Source organism: Burkholderia sp. KCJ3K979 (genome assembly GCF_016759955.1).
GTDB lineage: Bacteria > Pseudomonadota > Gammaproteobacteria > Burkholderiales > Burkholderiaceae > Burkholderia > Burkholderia orbicola.
Genome location: NZ_JACFYV010000005.1, coordinates 1 through 16,930, shown reverse-complemented (window position 1 = coordinate 16,930; position 16,930 = coordinate 1). Strand labels below are relative to the sequence as shown.

General features: G+C 66.8%; 17 protein-coding genes. 13 read left to right on the top strand and 4 right to left on the bottom strand.

Annotated features, from left to right (window positions below):
- Positions 1-67 precede the first annotated feature (67 nt).
- Positions 68-733 carry an O-methyltransferase gene (locus tag H3O04_RS02370; protein WP_202587075.1) on the bottom strand — a complete coding sequence of 222 codons (666 nt, stop codon included), beginning with the start codon at positions 731-733 and terminating at the stop codon, positions 68-70.
- 48 nt (positions 734-781) lie between these two features.
- On the opposite strand from H3O04_RS02370, the gene H3O04_RS02365 reads away from it, so the two are divergent.
- From H3O04_RS02365 to H3O04_RS02355, 3 genes are all read left to right on the top strand, one after another.
- A complete protein-coding gene (locus H3O04_RS02365; protein ID WP_023475795.1) occupies positions 782-1,459 on the top strand; it encodes a TetR family transcriptional regulator in 678 nt (225 codons plus the stop codon).
- Between the two features lie 530 nt (positions 1,460-1,989).
- Positions 1,990-3,378, top strand: a complete 1,389-nt coding sequence (locus H3O04_RS02360) for an NCS2 family permease (protein WP_237666149.1) — start codon at positions 1,990-1,992, stop codon at positions 3,376-3,378.
- A 207-nt stretch (positions 3,379-3,585) separates the two neighbouring features.
- Positions 3,586-4,179: a hypothetical protein gene (locus H3O04_RS02355; RefSeq protein ID WP_202587074.1), complete on the top strand. Its 594-nt coding sequence runs from the start codon at positions 3,586-3,588 to the stop codon at positions 4,177-4,179.
- 9 nt (positions 4,180-4,188) lie between these two features.
- Here the strand turns inward: H3O04_RS02355 and H3O04_RS02350 are convergent, their stop codons facing one another.
- Both H3O04_RS02350 and H3O04_RS02345 read right to left on the bottom strand, forming a co-directional pair.
- Entirely contained in the window at positions 4,189-4,590 is a 402-nt protein-coding gene (locus tag H3O04_RS02350) for a CopD family protein (protein WP_006480393.1), read from the bottom strand.
- Positions 4,587-4,895, bottom strand: a complete 309-nt coding sequence (locus tag H3O04_RS02345; protein ID WP_023475797.1) for a DUF3817 domain-containing protein — start codon at positions 4,893-4,895, stop codon at positions 4,587-4,589. Before H3O04_RS02345 ends, H3O04_RS02350 begins: the two co-directional genes overlap by 4 nt.
- Before the next feature lie 106 nt (positions 4,896-5,001).
- On the opposite strand from H3O04_RS02345, the gene H3O04_RS02340 reads away from it, so the two are divergent.
- The 4 genes from H3O04_RS02340 to H3O04_RS02325 all read left to right on the top strand — a co-directional run bounded on the left by H3O04_RS02340 (position 5,002) and on the right by H3O04_RS02325 (position 9,279).
- Positions 5,002-5,949 (top strand): GlxA family transcriptional regulator, encoded by a 948-nt coding sequence (locus H3O04_RS02340; RefSeq protein ID WP_124592023.1) that lies wholly within the window; start codon positions 5,002-5,004, stop codon positions 5,947-5,949.
- 60 nt (positions 5,950-6,009) lie between these two features.
- Complete coding sequence (locus H3O04_RS02335; protein ID WP_006480390.1) at positions 6,010-6,930, top strand: LysR family transcriptional regulator; 921 nt, start codon at positions 6,010-6,012, stop codon at positions 6,928-6,930.
- A gap of 226 nt (positions 6,931-7,156) precedes the next feature.
- Positions 7,157-7,939, top strand: coding sequence for an ABC transporter substrate-binding protein (locus H3O04_RS02330; protein ID WP_006480389.1), 783 nt, complete (start codon positions 7,157-7,159; stop codon positions 7,937-7,939).
- Between the two features lie 224 nt (positions 7,940-8,163).
- Positions 8,164-9,279, top strand: a complete 1,116-nt coding sequence (locus tag H3O04_RS02325; RefSeq protein WP_027805884.1) for a succinylglutamate desuccinylase/aspartoacylase family protein — start codon at positions 8,164-8,166, stop codon at positions 9,277-9,279.
- Positions 9,280-9,436: 157 nt separating this feature from the next.
- Here the strand turns inward: H3O04_RS02325 and H3O04_RS02320 are convergent, their stop codons facing one another.
- Positions 9,437-10,243 (bottom strand): MetQ/NlpA family ABC transporter substrate-binding protein, encoded by an 807-nt coding sequence (locus H3O04_RS02320; protein ID WP_185921215.1) that lies wholly within the window; start codon positions 10,241-10,243, stop codon positions 9,437-9,439.
- Positions 10,244-10,837: 594 nt separating this feature from the next.
- Between H3O04_RS02320 and H3O04_RS02315 the strand changes: the two genes are divergently transcribed.
- From H3O04_RS02315 to H3O04_RS02290, 6 genes are all read left to right on the top strand, one after another.
- Complete coding sequence (locus tag H3O04_RS02315) at positions 10,838-11,995, top strand: porin (protein ID WP_105798274.1); 1,158 nt, start codon at positions 10,838-10,840, stop codon at positions 11,993-11,995.
- Between the two features lie 218 nt (positions 11,996-12,213).
- Positions 12,214-12,474 carry a DUF2866 domain-containing protein gene (locus H3O04_RS02310; RefSeq protein WP_011548992.1) on the top strand — a complete coding sequence of 87 codons (261 nt, stop codon included), beginning with the start codon at positions 12,214-12,216 and terminating at the stop codon, positions 12,472-12,474.
- Positions 12,475-12,597: 123 nt separating this feature from the next.
- Complete coding sequence (locus H3O04_RS02305; RefSeq protein WP_034175112.1) at positions 12,598-12,981, top strand: DUF6232 family protein; 384 nt, start codon at positions 12,598-12,600, stop codon at positions 12,979-12,981.
- A gap of 190 nt (positions 12,982-13,171) precedes the next feature.
- A complete protein-coding gene (locus H3O04_RS02300; RefSeq protein ID WP_006480384.1) occupies positions 13,172-13,399 on the top strand; it encodes a hypothetical protein in 228 nt (75 codons plus the stop codon).
- Between the two features lie 227 nt (positions 13,400-13,626).
- A complete protein-coding gene (locus H3O04_RS02295; RefSeq protein WP_202587073.1) occupies positions 13,627-15,894 on the top strand; it encodes a TonB-dependent hemoglobin/transferrin/lactoferrin family receptor in 2,268 nt (755 codons plus the stop codon).
- A 49-nt stretch (positions 15,895-15,943) separates the two neighbouring features.
- A partial coding sequence (locus tag H3O04_RS02290) for a hemin-degrading factor (protein WP_202587072.1) occupies positions 15,944-16,930 on the top strand: 987 nt, incomplete at its 3' end.

Genomic DNA, 16,930 nt, shown 5'->3' with positions numbered 1-16,930 from the left:
ATTTAATCAGCCATCCTATATTTTATGCGGGGAAGCGTGAAATCACCGGCACCCTCGTTCCGTCTGGTCAGCGCGTCCGCATCGACAATTCGACGTCGCCGCCGAACGGCACCGACAGATAGCCGTTTTCCGGCGCACGCACGTAAGCAAGGTAGTCGGGGCTGTATTCCGCGTTGTCGGCCACGACGAACGCGCCCGCCCTGAGCCGCGGCTCGACCCGCGCGAGAATCTCCGGATACAGCGCCTTCGCTCCGTCGAGCAGCAGCAGATCGACCGCATCCGGCAGATCGTGAGCCAGCGTACGCAGCGCATCGCCTTCGCGGATCTCCACGAGATCGGCCAATCCGGCCGCCGTCAGGTTCGCCCGTGCGCGCACGACCTTCGACGGCTCGAACTCGCTCGTGATCAGCCGCCCGCCGCCGTTGTCGCGCAGCGCGGCCGCGAGATGCAGCGTCGAAATGCCGAACGACGTGCCGAATTCGACGATTGCCTTCGCGCCGCCACTGCGCGCGAGCATGTATAGCAGCATGCCCGTCTCGCGCGACACGGGAAGCGGGTAATCCTTCAGACGCGCATACAGATCGGCGTAGTCCGTCTTGCTGCGCATCAGCCGCGCTTGCTCGTCGCGCGACACGTTGGCGAAGGCCGGGCTCGTCGCGGGCAACGACGCGTCGGCTTCGTCGAACAGGCGCGCCAGCAGCGAAGCCAGCGGGTCGAGCATCAGGGTGGTCATGCGATATCTCCGGTAGCAGTTGAGTGCGTCAGTGCACCCGACTAGAATATGACGAACCATTCAGGTTTTACTATTCGCATTGGCAAACCGCTCATGACCGACCGCCGAAACGCCCCGATCGCCACGCGCAAGCAGCCTCGGCAGGCGCGCTCGACCCGCCTCGTCGAGGACGTCCTGCAGGCGGCTATTCAGGTTTTGGCGAGTGAAGGCGCGCAGCGCTTCACGATGGCGCGCGTGGCCGAGCGGGCCGGCGTGAGCGTCGGCTCGCTGTACCAGTACTTCCCGAACAAGGCGTCCGTGCTGTTCCGGCTCCAGCACGACGAGTGGCGGCAGACGCACGACATGCTGTGCGCAATCCTGCAGGACACGCGGAAGACACCGCCCGAGCGGCTGCGCACCGCCGTCCACGCGTTCATCCGTTCGGAATGCGACGAGGCGCCGATGCGCATCGCCCTCGACGATGCGGCCCCGCTCTATCGCGACGCCCCCGAGGCGCAGGACGTGAAGGCCGAGGGCAACCGGGCGTTCAGCGCGTTCATGCGCGAAGCGCTGCCCGACGTGTCCGACGCCACGCATGCGCTCGCGTGCGAACTGATCCTGACGACGCTCACCACGGGCGGCAAGGCATTCTCCGAAACGGCGCGCACGCCGACGGAAATCGACGCCTATTCGGCCGCGATGGCCGACATGTTCTGCGCGTATCTCGCGCATCTCGTGCACGATTGAGGCCCGCGCCGACACGGAAACCGCGCACGCGTGCCAGCCGTATCGTCCGGATGCAGGTTGTGCGCGGCGATGAATCCCGTCACCCGCCCCGGTTCGCACCGGCTTCCCGGCCCCATTCCGAAAGCAATTCGTAAAATTCAGTGCCTTGCCTGCTTGCGCGCTGCCCGCCGACCCTGCATTCAAATAGTCGCCTTAACGGATTCGAACTAGGCGTATACACGCGGGCCGGCGCGACGGAGCCCCGTCGCACGCCGATATAAGCGCTGCGACATGCGCTGCATGCTCTTCCCCCGATGGGACGTGATGGGCGGCTCGCCTAACCTTCGCTACGGCAAAGCACACGTGACGGGGTCGACCACACCACGCGTCGTCCGACGCGACACCCTCGCGATCGTTTCGACTCGCCCGTAACGACACACACCACGCGTCATGCGTCCCCACGACGTTGCCGATCAATCCAACCAGATACGAGACACCCTGACGACGGTTCGCGACGAGCCGTTTCAGCATGCTGATAAAGGAGCAAGCTCATGAGTGATACCCCGGTGCAGCCGACGGTCGGCGTCGGCGCGGAAGAACCCGGCCTGGGCGCCAACGGCGCCATCGACCGGTACTTCGGCATTTCGTCGCGCGGCAGCACGCAGCGCCGCGAGATCATTGCCGGCGTGACCACCTTCCTCGCGATGGTCTATTCCGTGTTCGTCGTGCCCGGCATGTTCGGCAAGGCCGGCTTCGACACGAGCGCGGTATTCGTCGCGGTGTGTCTCACCACCGCGTTCGGCTCGCTGCTGATGGGCCTGTGGGCGAAGCTGCCGATCGCGATCGGCTGCGCGATCTCGCTGACCGCGTTCACCGCGTTCGGGCTCGTGCTCGGCAAGGGACTGCCTCCGACGGTCGCGCTCGGCGCCGTGTTCCTGATGGGGCTCGTGTTCACCGGCATCTCGGTCACCGGCGTGCGTTCGTGGATCCTGCGCAACCTGCCCGCGGGCGTCGCGCACGGCACCGGGATCGGCATCGGCCTGTTCCTGCTGCTGATCGCGTCGAACGACGTGGGCCTCGTGATCAAGAACCCGGGCGCCGGCCTGCCGGTCTCGCTCGGCCAGATCACCGCGTTCCCGGTCATCATGTCGGTCGTCGGCCTCGCCGCGATCTTCGGCCTCGAAAAGCGTCGCGTGCCGGGCGGCATCCTGCTCGTCGTGATCGCGATCTCGGTGTTCGGCCTGATCTTCGACCCGGGCGTGAAGTACCGCGGCATCTTCGCGCTGCCTTCGCTCAGCGCACCGGGCCACGCATCGCTGATCGGCGCGATGGACCTCAAGGGCGCGCTGTCGATGGCCGTGCTGCCGAGCGTGCTCGCGCTGGTGATGACCGCCGTGTTCGACGCGACCGGTACGATCCGCGCGGTCGCGGGCCAGGCCGGCCAGCTCGACGGGAACGGCCGCATCATCAACGGCGGCCGTGCGCTGACCTCCGATTCGATCAGCTCGATCTTCTCCGGCTTCCTCGGCGGCGCGCCGGCGGCGGCCTACATCGAGTCGAGCGTCGGCGTGGCCGCCGGCGCGAAGACCGGCCTCGCGGCGGCCGTGGTCGGCCTGCTGTTTCTCGTCGTGATGTTCTTCTCGCCGCTCGCGGGCCTCGTGCCGTCGTACGCCACCGCACCGGCGCTGATGTACGTCGGCCTGCTGATGCTCGGCAGCGTGAGCAAGCTGCACATGGACGACATGGTCGACGCGATGTCGGGCCTCGTGTGCGCGGTGTTCATCGTGCTGACCGCGAACATCGTGACGGGCATCATGCTCGGCTTCTCGACGCTCGTGATCGGCCGCGTCGCCAGCGGCGAATTCCGCAAGCTCAACGTCGGCACCGTGCTCATCGCGGCCGTGCTCGTCACGTTCTATCTCGGCGGCTGGGCCATCTGAGCCCGAGACATGCGCGACGTCGCCGGCAGAAGGACGGCGCGCATCGGGACGACATCGTCTCCTCCACCATCATCGTTGATGGTCTCCAGCCTGGGAACGCGAGTTTCCAGGCTTTTTTTATCGACGAGACGCGACGCGACGCGCGCAAACGGCGCGACACCCGTTCGCGCCCGGTGCTACGATCGCGTTTTGCCTTCAGGAGTCGCGATGAACACACTCGGCATCGTCTCCGAATCGAACACCCGGGCCTCGGCGCGCAAGCCGCCGTTCATTCCGTCGTTCGGCTTCCACGAAGTGCACGAATCGCAGCCGATCGGCGCGCCGCCCGCGCGCATCATCGACGTCGTCGCGTCGCTCGACATGCGCGCCGATCCGGTCATCGACACGCTGCTGACGGTGCGTGAATTCCCGGCGGCCATCGCCGGAGCGCTACGCCACGCGCCGGCCCGCCCCGAACGCGCGCGCTTCGGCTTCGACACCTTCACGCCGCTCCATCGAGACGACACGTCGCTGTCGCTCGGGCTCGTCGGCCGCTTCTGGCGCCCGACGCCCGACGTGCGTCCCCTCGCGGACGCCGACGCCTTCGTCCGGCACGACGACCCGCGCGATGCGAAGCTGGTACTGCGGTTCGAGGTGGTCGGGCTCGCGTCGGGCGCGCACATCCTGCGCACCGAAACCTTCGTCCATTGCCCGAGCGCGCGCACGCGCGCGCTGTTCACGCCGTACTGGCTCGCGATCCGGCTTGGGAGCGGCTGGATTCGGCGTCGTACGCTGGCGGCAGTGGAAATCGCGCTGGCGTGATTCGCGCCATCAGAACGGCTTGATCACGGCCAGCCCGACGACGAGCGCCATCGCGACGATCACCACGCCGGCCGCCTGCCCGAGCCACGGCGCCGGTACGACGACGAGGTCGTCGCGCTCCATGCGCCGCAGCGTGCCGGCCAGGACCCCGTGCAGCACCGACAGCGCGACGACAAGCACAAGCTTCACCGACAGCCACGCGGCGCCGAACCAGTGACCGCTCAGCGCGAGCGCGATGCCGGCGATCCAGACGATCGCGAGCGCGGGCGCCGTCACCGTGCGATCCCAGCGCCGCACCGCGCGATGCACGGCGAGATTCGCAATACGCACCGCGACGGACGACAACAACAGCCCGCCGACGAACGTGACGATGGCGGCCAGATGCACGGCCTTCAGCATCAGGTAGATCATCGCGCGTGCCGCCTGCGCGCGATCCAGCCGGCGCTCGCCAGCCCCGCGAACGGCACGACGGCCGACAGCACCAGCCGCGCGACCTCGGCCTTGCTCCACAGCCCGCTCGACGCGGTGCCGACCACCGCCCACACGTACATCGCGAACGCGATGCCGTGAACCGGGCCCATGATCGATACCGCCACCGGATAGCCGGCCAGATGCTTGAGCGGCACGGCCACGCACACCAGCACGACGAGCGTGGTCGCCTCCAGCAGCGACAGGTATTGCAGGTTCCGCAACGCGTTGCGATCGTCTTGTTTCATCGGCAGGCCTCCAGGTGGTCCGCCGCGATTGTCGCGTGTGGCGCCGGGTCGAGCCATTGGCTAGAATGACATCTTTCAACGGATTCTGGCCACGGCCGCGAATACCATGCACACGGTCGCCGTTCTCGCGTTGCCCGATGTCGTGCCGTTCGATCTGGGCGTCGCCTGCGATACGTTCGCGCGCGTGCGGGCGCCGAATGTCGAGCCGGCGTACCGCGTGCGCGTGTGCAGCGAGCAGCCGCGCGTCGGCGGCGACCTGTTCGAGCTGCGCCCGCCGTTCCGCCTCGATGCGCTGGCCGACACCGACACGATCATGGTCCCCGGCACGTCGGTGCCGCTCGCGCCCACGTCGCGCCGCGTGCTCGACGCGCTGCGCGCGGCGGCCGCGCGCGGATGCCGGATCGCATCGATCTGCAGCGGCGCGTTCGTGCTCGCGGAAGCCGGGCTGCTCGACGGCCTGCGCGCGACGACGCACTGGCTCGCGGCCGCCGAACTCGCGCGCCGCCATCCGAACGTCGACGTCGATCCGAACGTGCTGTTCGTCGACAACGGCCAGATCCTGACTTCGGCCGGCGCGGCGGCCGGCCTCGATCTGTGCCTGCACATGATCCAGGCCGACTATGGCGCGGCGGTCGCCGTCGACGCCGCCCGCAGCGCGGTGGCGCCGCGCGTGCGCGAAGGCGGGCAGGCGCAGTTCATCGCGCCCGAATGGCCGGCCGGCGGCGACGGGCTGCACGACCTGATGGACTGGCTGCACGCGAACCTGCGCCAGCCGCTGACGCTCGACACGATCGCGCGCAAGGCGTCGACGAGCGTGCGCACGCTGACGCGGCGCTTCCAGGAGCAGACGGGCACGTCGCCCGGGCAATGGCTGCAGACCGCGCGCGTGCGGCATGCGCAGCAGTTGCTGGAGGTGACCGAGCTGTCGATCGAACACGTGGCGACGGAAGCCGGGTTCGGTTCGGTCACCGCGTTTCGCGAACGCTTCGCGCGTATCGTCGGCACGTCGCCGCAGCGCTATCGGCAGGCATTCCGCGCGCGCGCCGATGCGTGACCTTCAGCGGGCTCGGCCCCCGAACCCACCGCTCCCGCTCGCGCCAACCGGACCCGACCGATGACCCGCATCCGCAATCCCCTGAACATCGCGCAGCTCCAGGCATTCGTCTCCGCCGCGCACCTGAAGAGCCTGCGCGCCGCCGCGCGCGAGCTCGGTGTCACGCAGCCGGCAATCACGCACACGATCCGCGAGCTCGAAACGGCGCTCAACGCGGAGCTGCTCGTGCGCAGCGTGCGCGGCGTCGAGCTGACCGCCTGCGGCGCGGCGCTGCTGCCGCGCGCCGAGCAGTTGCTCGGCGACGTCCGCCGCACGGTCGAGGCCGTCGAGCAGGTGAAAGGCGAGATGTCGGGCCGCGTCGCGGTCGGCACGATGCCGTCGATCGCGCTGACCGCGTTGCCGCACGCGGTGACGGCGTTTCGCCGGTCGATGCCGAACGTCAGCCTGCATCTCGAGGAAATGACGGTGCCGGACGCGCTCGCGCAACTGCGCAACGGCACGCTCGACATCGCTGCGATGCACCATGTGCCCGCACTCGACCGCGATTTCACGCAATTGCCGCTGCTGTCGACCGAATTCACGATCGTGATGCGCGACGGTCATCCGCTCGCGCAGGCGCGCCGGTTAGAGGAATTGCTCGACGCCGAGTGGATCGTCACCGTCGGCGCCGAGCAGTTTCCGCACAGCGTGATGGTCGGGATGTTCGAGGCGCACGGGCTGCCGCTGCCGAAACGTCTGCTGCGCTCGCCGATGTCGTTCGCGGTGACGCTCGGGCTCGTCGCGCGCTCGGACGTGATCGGCTGCTTCACGCGCCCGCTCGCCGCGATGGTCGCGCCGCTCGGCATCCGCACGGCCGAACTCGACGAAAGCATGCCGCGCTTCGACTTGTCGATCATCGCGCGGCGCGACCTGCTGCCCACGCCCGCCGTGTCGCACTTCGTCACGTGCCTGCAGCGCGCGGTCAACGAAACGCTCGGCTGAATCGTTCCTGTGTGTGAAACGGCGGCGCATCCGACGCGCCGCCGCCGGGCCCGGTATCGGGGCTTGTCCTAGGCGCCCTGCCGGTATTTTGTCTTGATAATCTTGCGCACGTCGCGCGCCCCCATCGGGCGGGCGAAACGGACTGTCCGACGCGAAGCCGCGGCGGGCCGAAGGCTTACGGCGCGGCACAACCGCGCACCCATCGAACAAAACGAGGAGTCACCGAGTGAAAAAGATTCTTGCGGCTGTGACCGTGGCCCTGCTCGCCGTATCGGCCGGCAGCGCATACGCGAAGGACTGGTCGACCGTGCGGTTCGGCGTCGACGCAAGCTACCCGCCTTTCGAATCGAAAGGCGCCGACGGCAAGGTGGTCGGCTTCGACGTGGATCTCGGCAACGAGATCTGCCGCCGCATCAACGCGAAATGCGTGTGGATCGAAAACGACTTCGACGGGATGATCCCGGCGCTGAAGGCCCGCAAGTTCGACGGCGTGCTGTCGTCGATGTCGATGACGCCGGCACGCGCCGAGCAGATCGCGTTCTCGTCGAAGCTGTTCAACACGCCGACGCGCCTCGTCACGAAGAAGGGCGCCGGCCTGCAGCCGACGGCCGAATCGCTGAAGGGCAAGTCGGTCGGCGTCGAGCAGGGCACGATCCAGGAAACCTACGCGAAGGCGCACTGGGCGTCGAAGGGCGTGAACATCGTGCCTTACCAGAACCAGGACCAGGTCTACGCCGACCTGATCTCCGGCCGTCTGGACGGCGCGCTGCAGGACGCGGTGCAAGCCGAGATCGGCTTCCTGAAGACGCCGCGCGGCGCGAACTTCGACTTCGCCGGCAAGGACCTCGACGATCCGAAGACGCTCGGCAACGGCGCCGGCATCGGCCTGCGCAAGGAAGACACCGACCTGAAGGCGAAGATCGACGGCGCGATCGCCGGCATGCGCAAGGACGGCACGTACGACAAGCTCGCGAAGAAGTACTTCGATTTCGACGTCTACGGCAAGTAATCCGGCCGACCGACGCACGATTCGGCATGATGGAAACGGGCTCCGCAAGGAGCCCGTTTTTTTTGCGCGCGGCGCGGACGACGTTATTTTTTCCGCGCCAACCTGATGATTCTCAACGGAAAACTGCGTGCTCTGGCGCCGGTTTGATGGCGGCGAGGAAGGCAACGTACAATCGATCTTCCACGCACACGGATCATTCGCGGCTGCGCCGCACTCCCCTCATCATGCAAACGCAGACCCATCCGCTGATTTCCCCCGCCGTCGGTACCGAACGCCAGATCACCAGCTTCCACTACGGCCCGCGCGGCGGCAAGAAGGTCTACATCCAGTCGTCGCTGCACGCGGACGAGCTGCCCGGCATGCTGGTCGCCACGCTGCTGCGCCGCAAGATCGCCGCGCTCGAGACGGCCGGCAAGCTGCAAGGCGAAGTCGTCATCGTGCCGGTGCCCAACCCGATCGGCCTGTCGCAACACGTGTTCGGCGATCACCTCGGCCGCTTCGAGCTCGGCTCGATGCAGAACTTCAACCGCAATTTCTACGATCTCGCGGCGCTCGTGCTGCCGCGCGTCGAACACCACCTCACGAACGACGCGCAGCGCAATCTGGCCGTCGTACGCACCGCGATGCGCGAAGCGCTCGACGAACAGAAGCCGCGCACCGAACTCGACTCCCAACGCCTCGCGCTGCAGAAGCTGTCGTTCGACGCCGATATCGTGCTCGACCTGCACTGCGACAGCGATGCGGTGATGCACCTCTACACGAATCCCGATCTGTGGGCGGACGTCGAGCCGCTGGCGCGCTATCTCGATGCCAAGGCGTCGCTGCTCGCGCTGAATTCGGTCGGCAACCCGTTCGACGAAATCCACAGCTTCTGCTGGTCGGATCTGCGCAACCGCTTCGGCGACCGCTTCCCGATCCCGAACGGCGCGATTTCCGTCACGGTGGAACTGCGCAGCGAACGCGACGTGTCGTACGAGTTCGCCGAAAAGGATGCGCAGGCGATCGTCGAATACCTGACCGAGCGCGGCATCGTCGAAGGCACGCCGGCGCCGCTGCCGCCGCTCGCGCATCCGGCCACGCCGCTCGCGGGCACCGATCCGCTGGTCGCGCCGGTGTCGGGCGTGATCGTGTTCCGCACGCCGGTCGGCGCGATGATCGAGGCCGGCCAGGCCGTGGCCGACATCGTCGATCCGCTGACCGATCGCGTCGTCACGCTGAAGAGCAGCGTGTCGGGCGTACTGTATGCGCGCCAGGTCGTGCGCTTCGCGACGGCCGGCATGGAAGTCGCGCGCATCGCCGGCGCGACCGCGATCCGCACTGGGTCGCTGCTGTCGGCCTGAACCGGCGGGGCGCGGCCCGCACGCCGGGCCGCGGCGCGCATCGCACGTCATCGGCTGCATCAAACGAAATCGCCCGCTTACGCGGGCGATTTGCTTTCCGGAGCGCGCGTCGGCGGCCGATACCGCGCCGCCGGCCGCTGCCACGTGCGAAGAAAGTTCAGAACGCCGGCACGATCGCGCCGCCGAACTTCTGGTCGATGAACTTGCGCACGTCGTTCGATTCATAGGCCGCGACGAGCTTCTTCACCCACGGCTTGTCCTTGTCCTGCGCGCGCACCGCGATCAGGTTCGCGTACGGGCCGCGCAGATCCTCGATCGCGATCGCATCCTTCACCGGCGTGAGTCCGGCCTTCACCGCGTAATCGGTGTTGATCGACGCGGCGTCGACATCGGGCAGTGCGCGCGGCAACTGCGCGGAATCGAGCTCGACGATCTTGATCTTCTTCGGGTTCTCGGCGATGTCGAGCGGCGTCGCGTTCACGCCGTTCGCGCCGACGCCCGGCTTCAGCTTGATCACGCCGTATTTCTGCAGCAGCAGCAGCGCGCGGTTGCCGTTCGACGGATCGTTCTGGATCCCGACTTTCGCGCCGACCGGCAGATCCTTCAGCGACTTGATCTTCTTCGAATAGAAGCCCATCGGTGCCGTATAGGTCAGCCCGACGTTGACGATCTTGTAGCCGCGCTGCTTGATCTGGCTGTCGAGGAACGGCTGGTGCTGGAAGCCGTTCGCATCGAGGTCGCCCGCATCGAGCGCCGCGTTCGGCTGCACGTAGTCGTTGAATTCGATGACCTTGATCGCGAGGCCTTCGCGCGCGGCGACCTTCGTCACTTCGGTCCAGATTTGCGCGTCGGGGCCGCTCATCGTGCCGATCTTCAGCGTTTGGGAGTCGGCGTGCGCGCCGGGCGCGGCGAATGCCAGCGCGGCGGCGAGTGCGCCGAGGCCGGTCAGGATCGAACGTCGCATGTGGTGTCCTCTTGTCCCGTGTCAATTGTTGGAGGACGGATCGTGGCATAGGGCCCCGAACGCGATCAACCAAGCTTATTTCATGTGCATATTCCTGTTCGGAATCGAATCTCAGCCGAAATCGGTATAACCCCCGCTATACAACCCGGGCAGAATTTAGGGCCTGCTTGCATAGGGAACGTGCATGCGAATGCCTGAAATCGCTCGCGGGGCCAGGAGTGAGGAGCGCCGTTTGGCCGCGCCAAACAAGCGACGAACGACGCCGCCATGCGGGCGATTTCAGGCATTCCCGTGGATTGAATTTTTAGTTTGGGGTTGCCACGAGAACGGCCGCTCGCCGCGTTGCGCTCCTTGCGAATACGCGAGTATTCGCGGCGTCGCGGGCCTCGCGAGCGGCCGTTCTCGTAGCAACGCATGCACGTTCCCTATGCAAGCAGGCCCTAATGTCGCATCGGCACCACACATTCTTCATATGACAGTCGCTGTCATATTCATTACGTGGCCCGCCGATAAAGTTGCGCCGGTCCGTGAAAGCGCCCATAGAGAGCGCCGGAACCGCAACTGGACACGCCATTCATTCGCTCGGAGAATCCTTTGAACAAGAAACTGTTGACCATCGCCGCCCTGGCAGCAACGGCCGGCACGGCGCACGCACAAAGCAGCGTGACCCTGTACGGCGTCATCGATGCCGGTATCAGCTACGTGAACCACAGCAAGACCGCCAACGGCGGCACGGGCAAGCTGTTCAAGTACGACGACGGCGTGGCCCAGGGCAGCCGTTGGGGCCTGCGCGGCACCGAAGACCTCGGTGGCGGCCTGAAGGCGATCTTCGTGCTCGAAAACGGCTTCAACAGCGGCAACGGCACGATCGGCCAGGGTGGCGCGATCTTCGGTCGCCAGGCCTACGTCGGCCTGAGCCAGTCGCAATACGGCACGGTCACGTTCGGCCGCCAGTACTCGTTCTCGACCGACATCCTCGGTTCGAACTACTCGACGGGCGGCAACACGGTCGCGGGTAACTACGCGTACCACGTGAACGACATCGACCAGCTCACGTCGAGCCGCATCAACAACGCCGTGAAGTTCCAGAGCGCGAACTACTCGGGCTTCACGTTCGGCGCGTTGTACGGCTTCTCGAACTCGACCGACTTCGCTGGCGCACCGGCCACGACGACGGGTACGACGACGACCGCGGGCTCGTCGCGCGCATACAGCTTCGGCCTGAACTACGCGAACGGCCCGATCTCGGTCGGCGCGGCGTACACGGACATCCGTTACCCGAGCCAGTCGACGCCCGGCTTCTCGACGACGATCGCGAACCTGAGCACCGGCAACGTCCGCGACCTGCGCACGTACGGCGTGGGTGGCCGCTACGTCTGGGGCCCGGCAACGGCATGGCTGCTGTGGACGCGTACGCAGTTCTCGACCGTGTCGGGCGCGGGCGGCACGTTCTACAACGCGTATGAAGCAGGCGCGAAGTACGCGTTCACGCCGGCACTGTCGGGCGGTCTCGGCTACACGTACACGAACGCGACGCAGAACGGCAACTCGTGGCACTGGAACCAGGTCAACGGTATCGCCGACTACGCACTCAGCAAGCGTACGGACGTGTACGGCCTGGTCGTGTACCAGCAGGCTTCGGGCAAGGGCGTGCAAGCGCAGATCGGTTCGAGCACGAGCTACTTCAATACGTCGGGCACGGGTTCGAAGAACCAGATCGCCGCACGTATCGGTATCCGCCACAAGTTCTAAAGCATCCGCTTAACTGTCCGCGTCACGCGCGGATCACGACGGCAAGAAGCGCCCCGCTCCACGCGGGGCGCTTTTTTATAGGCTTTTAAGTTTCGCTTAATTCTGGGCTGAGAGGATGCTCTCACCCCCCCTGTTGGCCGCCTGAGCATCGGCGGCTTTTTTTTTAAACGCCGACGGCGCCGCCATCGATTGCCCACAAGACAGGATCGGAGGCCATGATGATCGAAGATACCGTTTTCAGCCATCTGCACGCGATTCTGACGTGCCAACACTCGCTGCCGGTCCAGAGCTGCCGCGTCTCGGTTGAAATGCAGCGCCCCTGGGGCCGCCCGTATCGCCTCGTCGAATGGACGATGCATCTCGACGCCCCCGCGCGGCGTCAGATCGTGCCGGCCGAATCGACCGACGAAGAGATCGCCGAGGTCGTCGCGTCGCACGTGCCCGGCCGCCTTTACGGCGACGGCCGGCTGCAGTTCTGAACGCGTTTCCGCTCCCCCGCTTCCCGTCTGTCGGCCACGCCGCACGCATCGTGCGGCAGTCGGTCTCGTTTGACGCGGCAACGAAACCTGCTACGCTGCGCGTTTTCGTCCACGCAACACACGATGGAAAACGCATTCAACGAACGTGGCGTCATGGTCACGCGCAACGGCCTGTCGGCCGCCGGGCAGGTATTCGCGCTGCGTGACATCCGCCACGTCGACGTCGTCAAGATTCCGAAGAACCGTCTCGTGCCGTCGCTGATCTCGCTGATCGGCGCGGCCATTGCCGTCGCCGGCGGCATCGGCGCATCGAGCGCCGCGCTGGTGGTCGGCGTGATGCTCGTCGTCGTCGGCTATCTTGCGTGGGCCACGCAGGACATCACGTACCGGCTGATGGTCGAGATGCCCGACGGCAAGCGCGAAGCGCTGTCGAGCGTCGACGCCGAATTCGTCGAACGCGTCGCGCAAGTCGTGCGCGATGCGCAGTCCGCCACCGCGGCCGGCTGATTTTCCTTCGCATGCGTGCCCGCGCCGGTTCGCGCGGGCCGCACACATTCGCGGCGAATATCGGCTCGCGCGGCGTTCGCGTCGCACCGCATACCGCCCGCCGCCCCGCACGCACCTCGCCTCCACGGGGGACGCCGACCGCCTAGTATGGAAAGAGCGGCTCGCCGCCGCATCGTCCGAGGAGGCCAGCATGAACGCTCAATCGCTGTCCGGCATGCTTCGCGCACAGGAACTGCTGATCGTGTCGATGATCCGCGCGCTTCCCCCCGACACGCGCCGTGCGCTCGTCGAGCTCTACACCGAACAGATCGCGTTCGCCGAACAGGCCGGGATCGAGAGCCATGGCGATCGCGCCACGCACGATGCGTTCATCGCGCATGCGCGCAACCTGCTGATCCGCATCGAAGCGCTGGCCTGAGTTTCTCGAAGCGTTTCCCCACGGCTCGCCCGAGCCGCGCAGGCGAGCGCTCACTCGCACGAGCCGTTTTGCTTCCTTGTGTTGATAATGATTCTCATTTACACTGGTAAAGTTGTCAGTTGCCTTTCAAATCGCCGTTTGCCGCATGCCGCGCGCAAACGGGCCAGCCAGGTGAACGCGTCACCCAGCCAGCCTTCGGGCTTGTTATCGTCAATGGGAGACCACCTGTGCATTGCTATACGCTGGCGCGGCGGCCGATCTGTGCCGCGCTGTTCGGCGCGTTCGGCCTGTCCGCCGCCCCGGCTCACGCCGATTCGTCGCCGCAAGGCGCCACCCCGCCTTCCGCCGTCCTGACCACCGCATCCGCGCGCGGCGAGGCGGCGCTGCTCGATCCCGTCACCGTCACGGCCACCCGCACCGCCACCGCGGCGAGCCGCACGGCGGCGTCCGTATCGGTGATCACCGACGAGGATCTCGAAGAGCAGCAGGCCACCAACATCAAGGACGCGCTGCGCTACGAGCCGGGCATCACGGTACGCCGCACCGCGTACCGGCCCGGCAGCGCCGCGCTCGGCGGCGGCCGCGACGGCGATTCGAGCATCAACATCCGCGGCCTCGAAGGCAATCGCGTGCTGCTGATGGAAGACGGCATCCGCCTGCCGAACGCGTTCTCGTTCGGGCCGCTCGAAGCGGGCCGCGGCGACTACGCCGATCTCGACACGCTCAAGCGCATCGAGATCCTGCGCGGGCCGGCGTCGGCGCTGTACGGCAGTGACGGCCTGACCGGCGCGGTGAACTTCATCACGAAGGACCCGCGCGACCTGCTGTCGATCTACCACAAGCCTTACTACTTCTCGTTCCGGCCGAGCTACGACTCGACCGACCGCAGCATCGGCGCGACCGTATCGGCCGCGGGCGGCAACGATCGCATCCAGGGGATGATCATCGCCGACGGCCGGCGCGGCCACGAGGTCGACACGCGCGGCGACAACAACTCGGCGAGCACGCTGCGCACGACGTCGAATCCGCAGAACGTGTATTCGGAATCGCTGCTCGGCAAGCTCGTGCTGACGCCGACCACGCGCGACACGATCAAGTTCACCGCCGAAACGGTGCAGCGGCGCGTGAGCACCGACGTGCTGTCGGCGATCAATGCGCCGGCCACGCTCGGCCTCACGACCCACGACCGGCTCGAGCGCAACCGCTTCAGCGTTGACTACGACTTTCGCGACGACGCGTTCCGCTGGTTCCAGACCGGGCACGTGCAGTTCTACTACCAGGACGCGAAGCAGGACCAGTACGCGTTCGAGACGCGCGGCAGGCTACCCTCGCGTTCGCGCGACAACCAGTACAAGGAACGCACGTTCGGCGGCGCCGCGTTCGCCGAAAGCGGCTTCGCGACCGGCCCGCTCGCGCACAAGCTGCTCTACGGCGTCGACGGCAGCCTGTCGCGCGTGACGAACCTGCGCGACGGCACGGTGCCGGGCGTCGGCGAAGCGTTCCCGAACAAGGCGTTTCCCGACACCGACTACACGCTGTTCGGCGCGTTCGTGCAGGACCAGATCGGCTACGGCCGCCTGCTCGTCACGCCGGGCCTGCGCTTCGACACGTACCGGCTGAGCCCGACCGGAAACGATCCGCTGTTCACCGGCAAGGCCGTGTCGACGAGCGCGAACGAGCTGTCGCCGCGCGTCGCCGTGCTCTACGAGATCACTCCCGCGGTCATTCCGTACGTGCAGTATGCGCACGGCTTCCGCGCGCCGACGCCCGACCAGGTGAACAGCAGCTTCTCGAACCCGGTGTACGGCTACACGTCGATCGGCAATCCGAACCTGAAGCCCGAAACCAGCGACACGTTCGAAGCCGGCCTGCGCGGCAAGGCCGGCACCGGCTACGGCGCCGTGCGCTACAGCGCGGCCGCCTTCACCGGCCGCTACCGCAACTTCATCTCGCGCACGACGATCGCCGGCAGCGGCCGGCCGGTCGACCCGTTCGTGTTCCAGTACGTGAACTTCGCCGACGCGCGCATCCACGGCCTCGAAGGCCGCGCCGAATGGGTGATGCCGAACGGCATCACGCTGAAGACGGCGATGGCGTTCACGAAGGGCTCGACGCAGAACGACGGCGCGGCGAGCCAGCCGCTCAATACCGTGAACCCGTTCTCGGCCGTGTTCGGCGTGCGGTACGAGCCGACCGAACGCTGGTTCGTGCAGACCGACCTGCTGTTCCAGGCCGCCAAACGCGACAAGGACGTCGACAAGTCCGACTGTTCGAACAAGGCGTGCTTTACGCCGCCGTCGTCGTTCGTCGTCGACCTGCGCGGCGGCTATCGCTTCAACAAGCACGTGAGCGCGACGATCGGCATTCGCAACCTGTTCGACCGCAAGTACTGGAACTGGTCGGACGTGCGCGGCATCGCGGCCGATTCGCAGGTGCTCGACGCATATTCGTCGCCCGGCCGCACGGTCGCCGTCAGCATGAAAGTGGATTTCTGATGCGCGTTGCCCGCGCGCCCACCCCAACCGTTACTCGAAGGAGTCCGACATGATGCAATCCGCCCTTCCCGGTCAATCCGCCACGCCGGCCCGCGCGGCCGCCGCGCTGCGCGACGCGTTCATCAAGCTCAAGACCGAGCGCCAGTTGCGCAACCGCGACGTCGCGCAGGCGCTCGGCGTCAGCGAAGGCGAGGCGCTCGCCGCGTTCGTCGGCGAGCACGTCGTGCGGCTCGACGCGCGCTTTCCGGCGATGTTCGAGGAAATGCCGCGCCTCGGCCGCGTGATGGCGCTGACGCGCAACGACACGGCCGTCCACGAAAAGGATGGCGAGTACGCGCAGATGAGCCACGACGGCCCGATCGGCCTCGCGCTCGGCGACATCGACCTGCGCATCTTCTATCGTCACTGGGTGTCGGCGTTCGCGGTGCGCGACGAGACCGCGCACGGCCCGCTGAAGAGCCTGCAGTTCTTCGATGCGCAGGGTCACGCGATCCACAAGGTCTACCTGCGCGCGCACAGCGATCATGCCGCGTACGACGCGTTCGTCGAACGCTGGCGCGCGCCGTCGCAGGAGCCGGGCCTCGAGGTCGTGCCCGCCGCCCCGAAAACGCCGGAGCGCGCCGACACCGAAATCGACGTCGCGGGCTTTCGTGCCGCGTGGGACGCGATGACCGACACGCACCAGTTCTTCGGCATCACGCAACGTTTCGGCGTGAGCCGCATGCAGGCGCTGCGCCTCGCCGATCCGCACTACGCGTATCCGGTCGAAACCGCGCATGCGTTGCGCCACGTGCTCGAACAGGCGGCGAAGAGCGGCCAGCCGATCATGGTGTTCGTCGGCAACGCGGGGATGATCCAGATCCATACGGGCCCCGTCGCGAACGTGCGCGAGGTCGGCGCATGGATCAACGTGCTCGATCCGGGCTTCAACCTGCATGTGCGCGAAGACCTGATCGCCGCCGCCTGGGTCGTGAAGAAGCCGACGAGCGACGGCATCGTCACGTCGCTCGAACTGTTCGACCGGCAGGGCGACCAT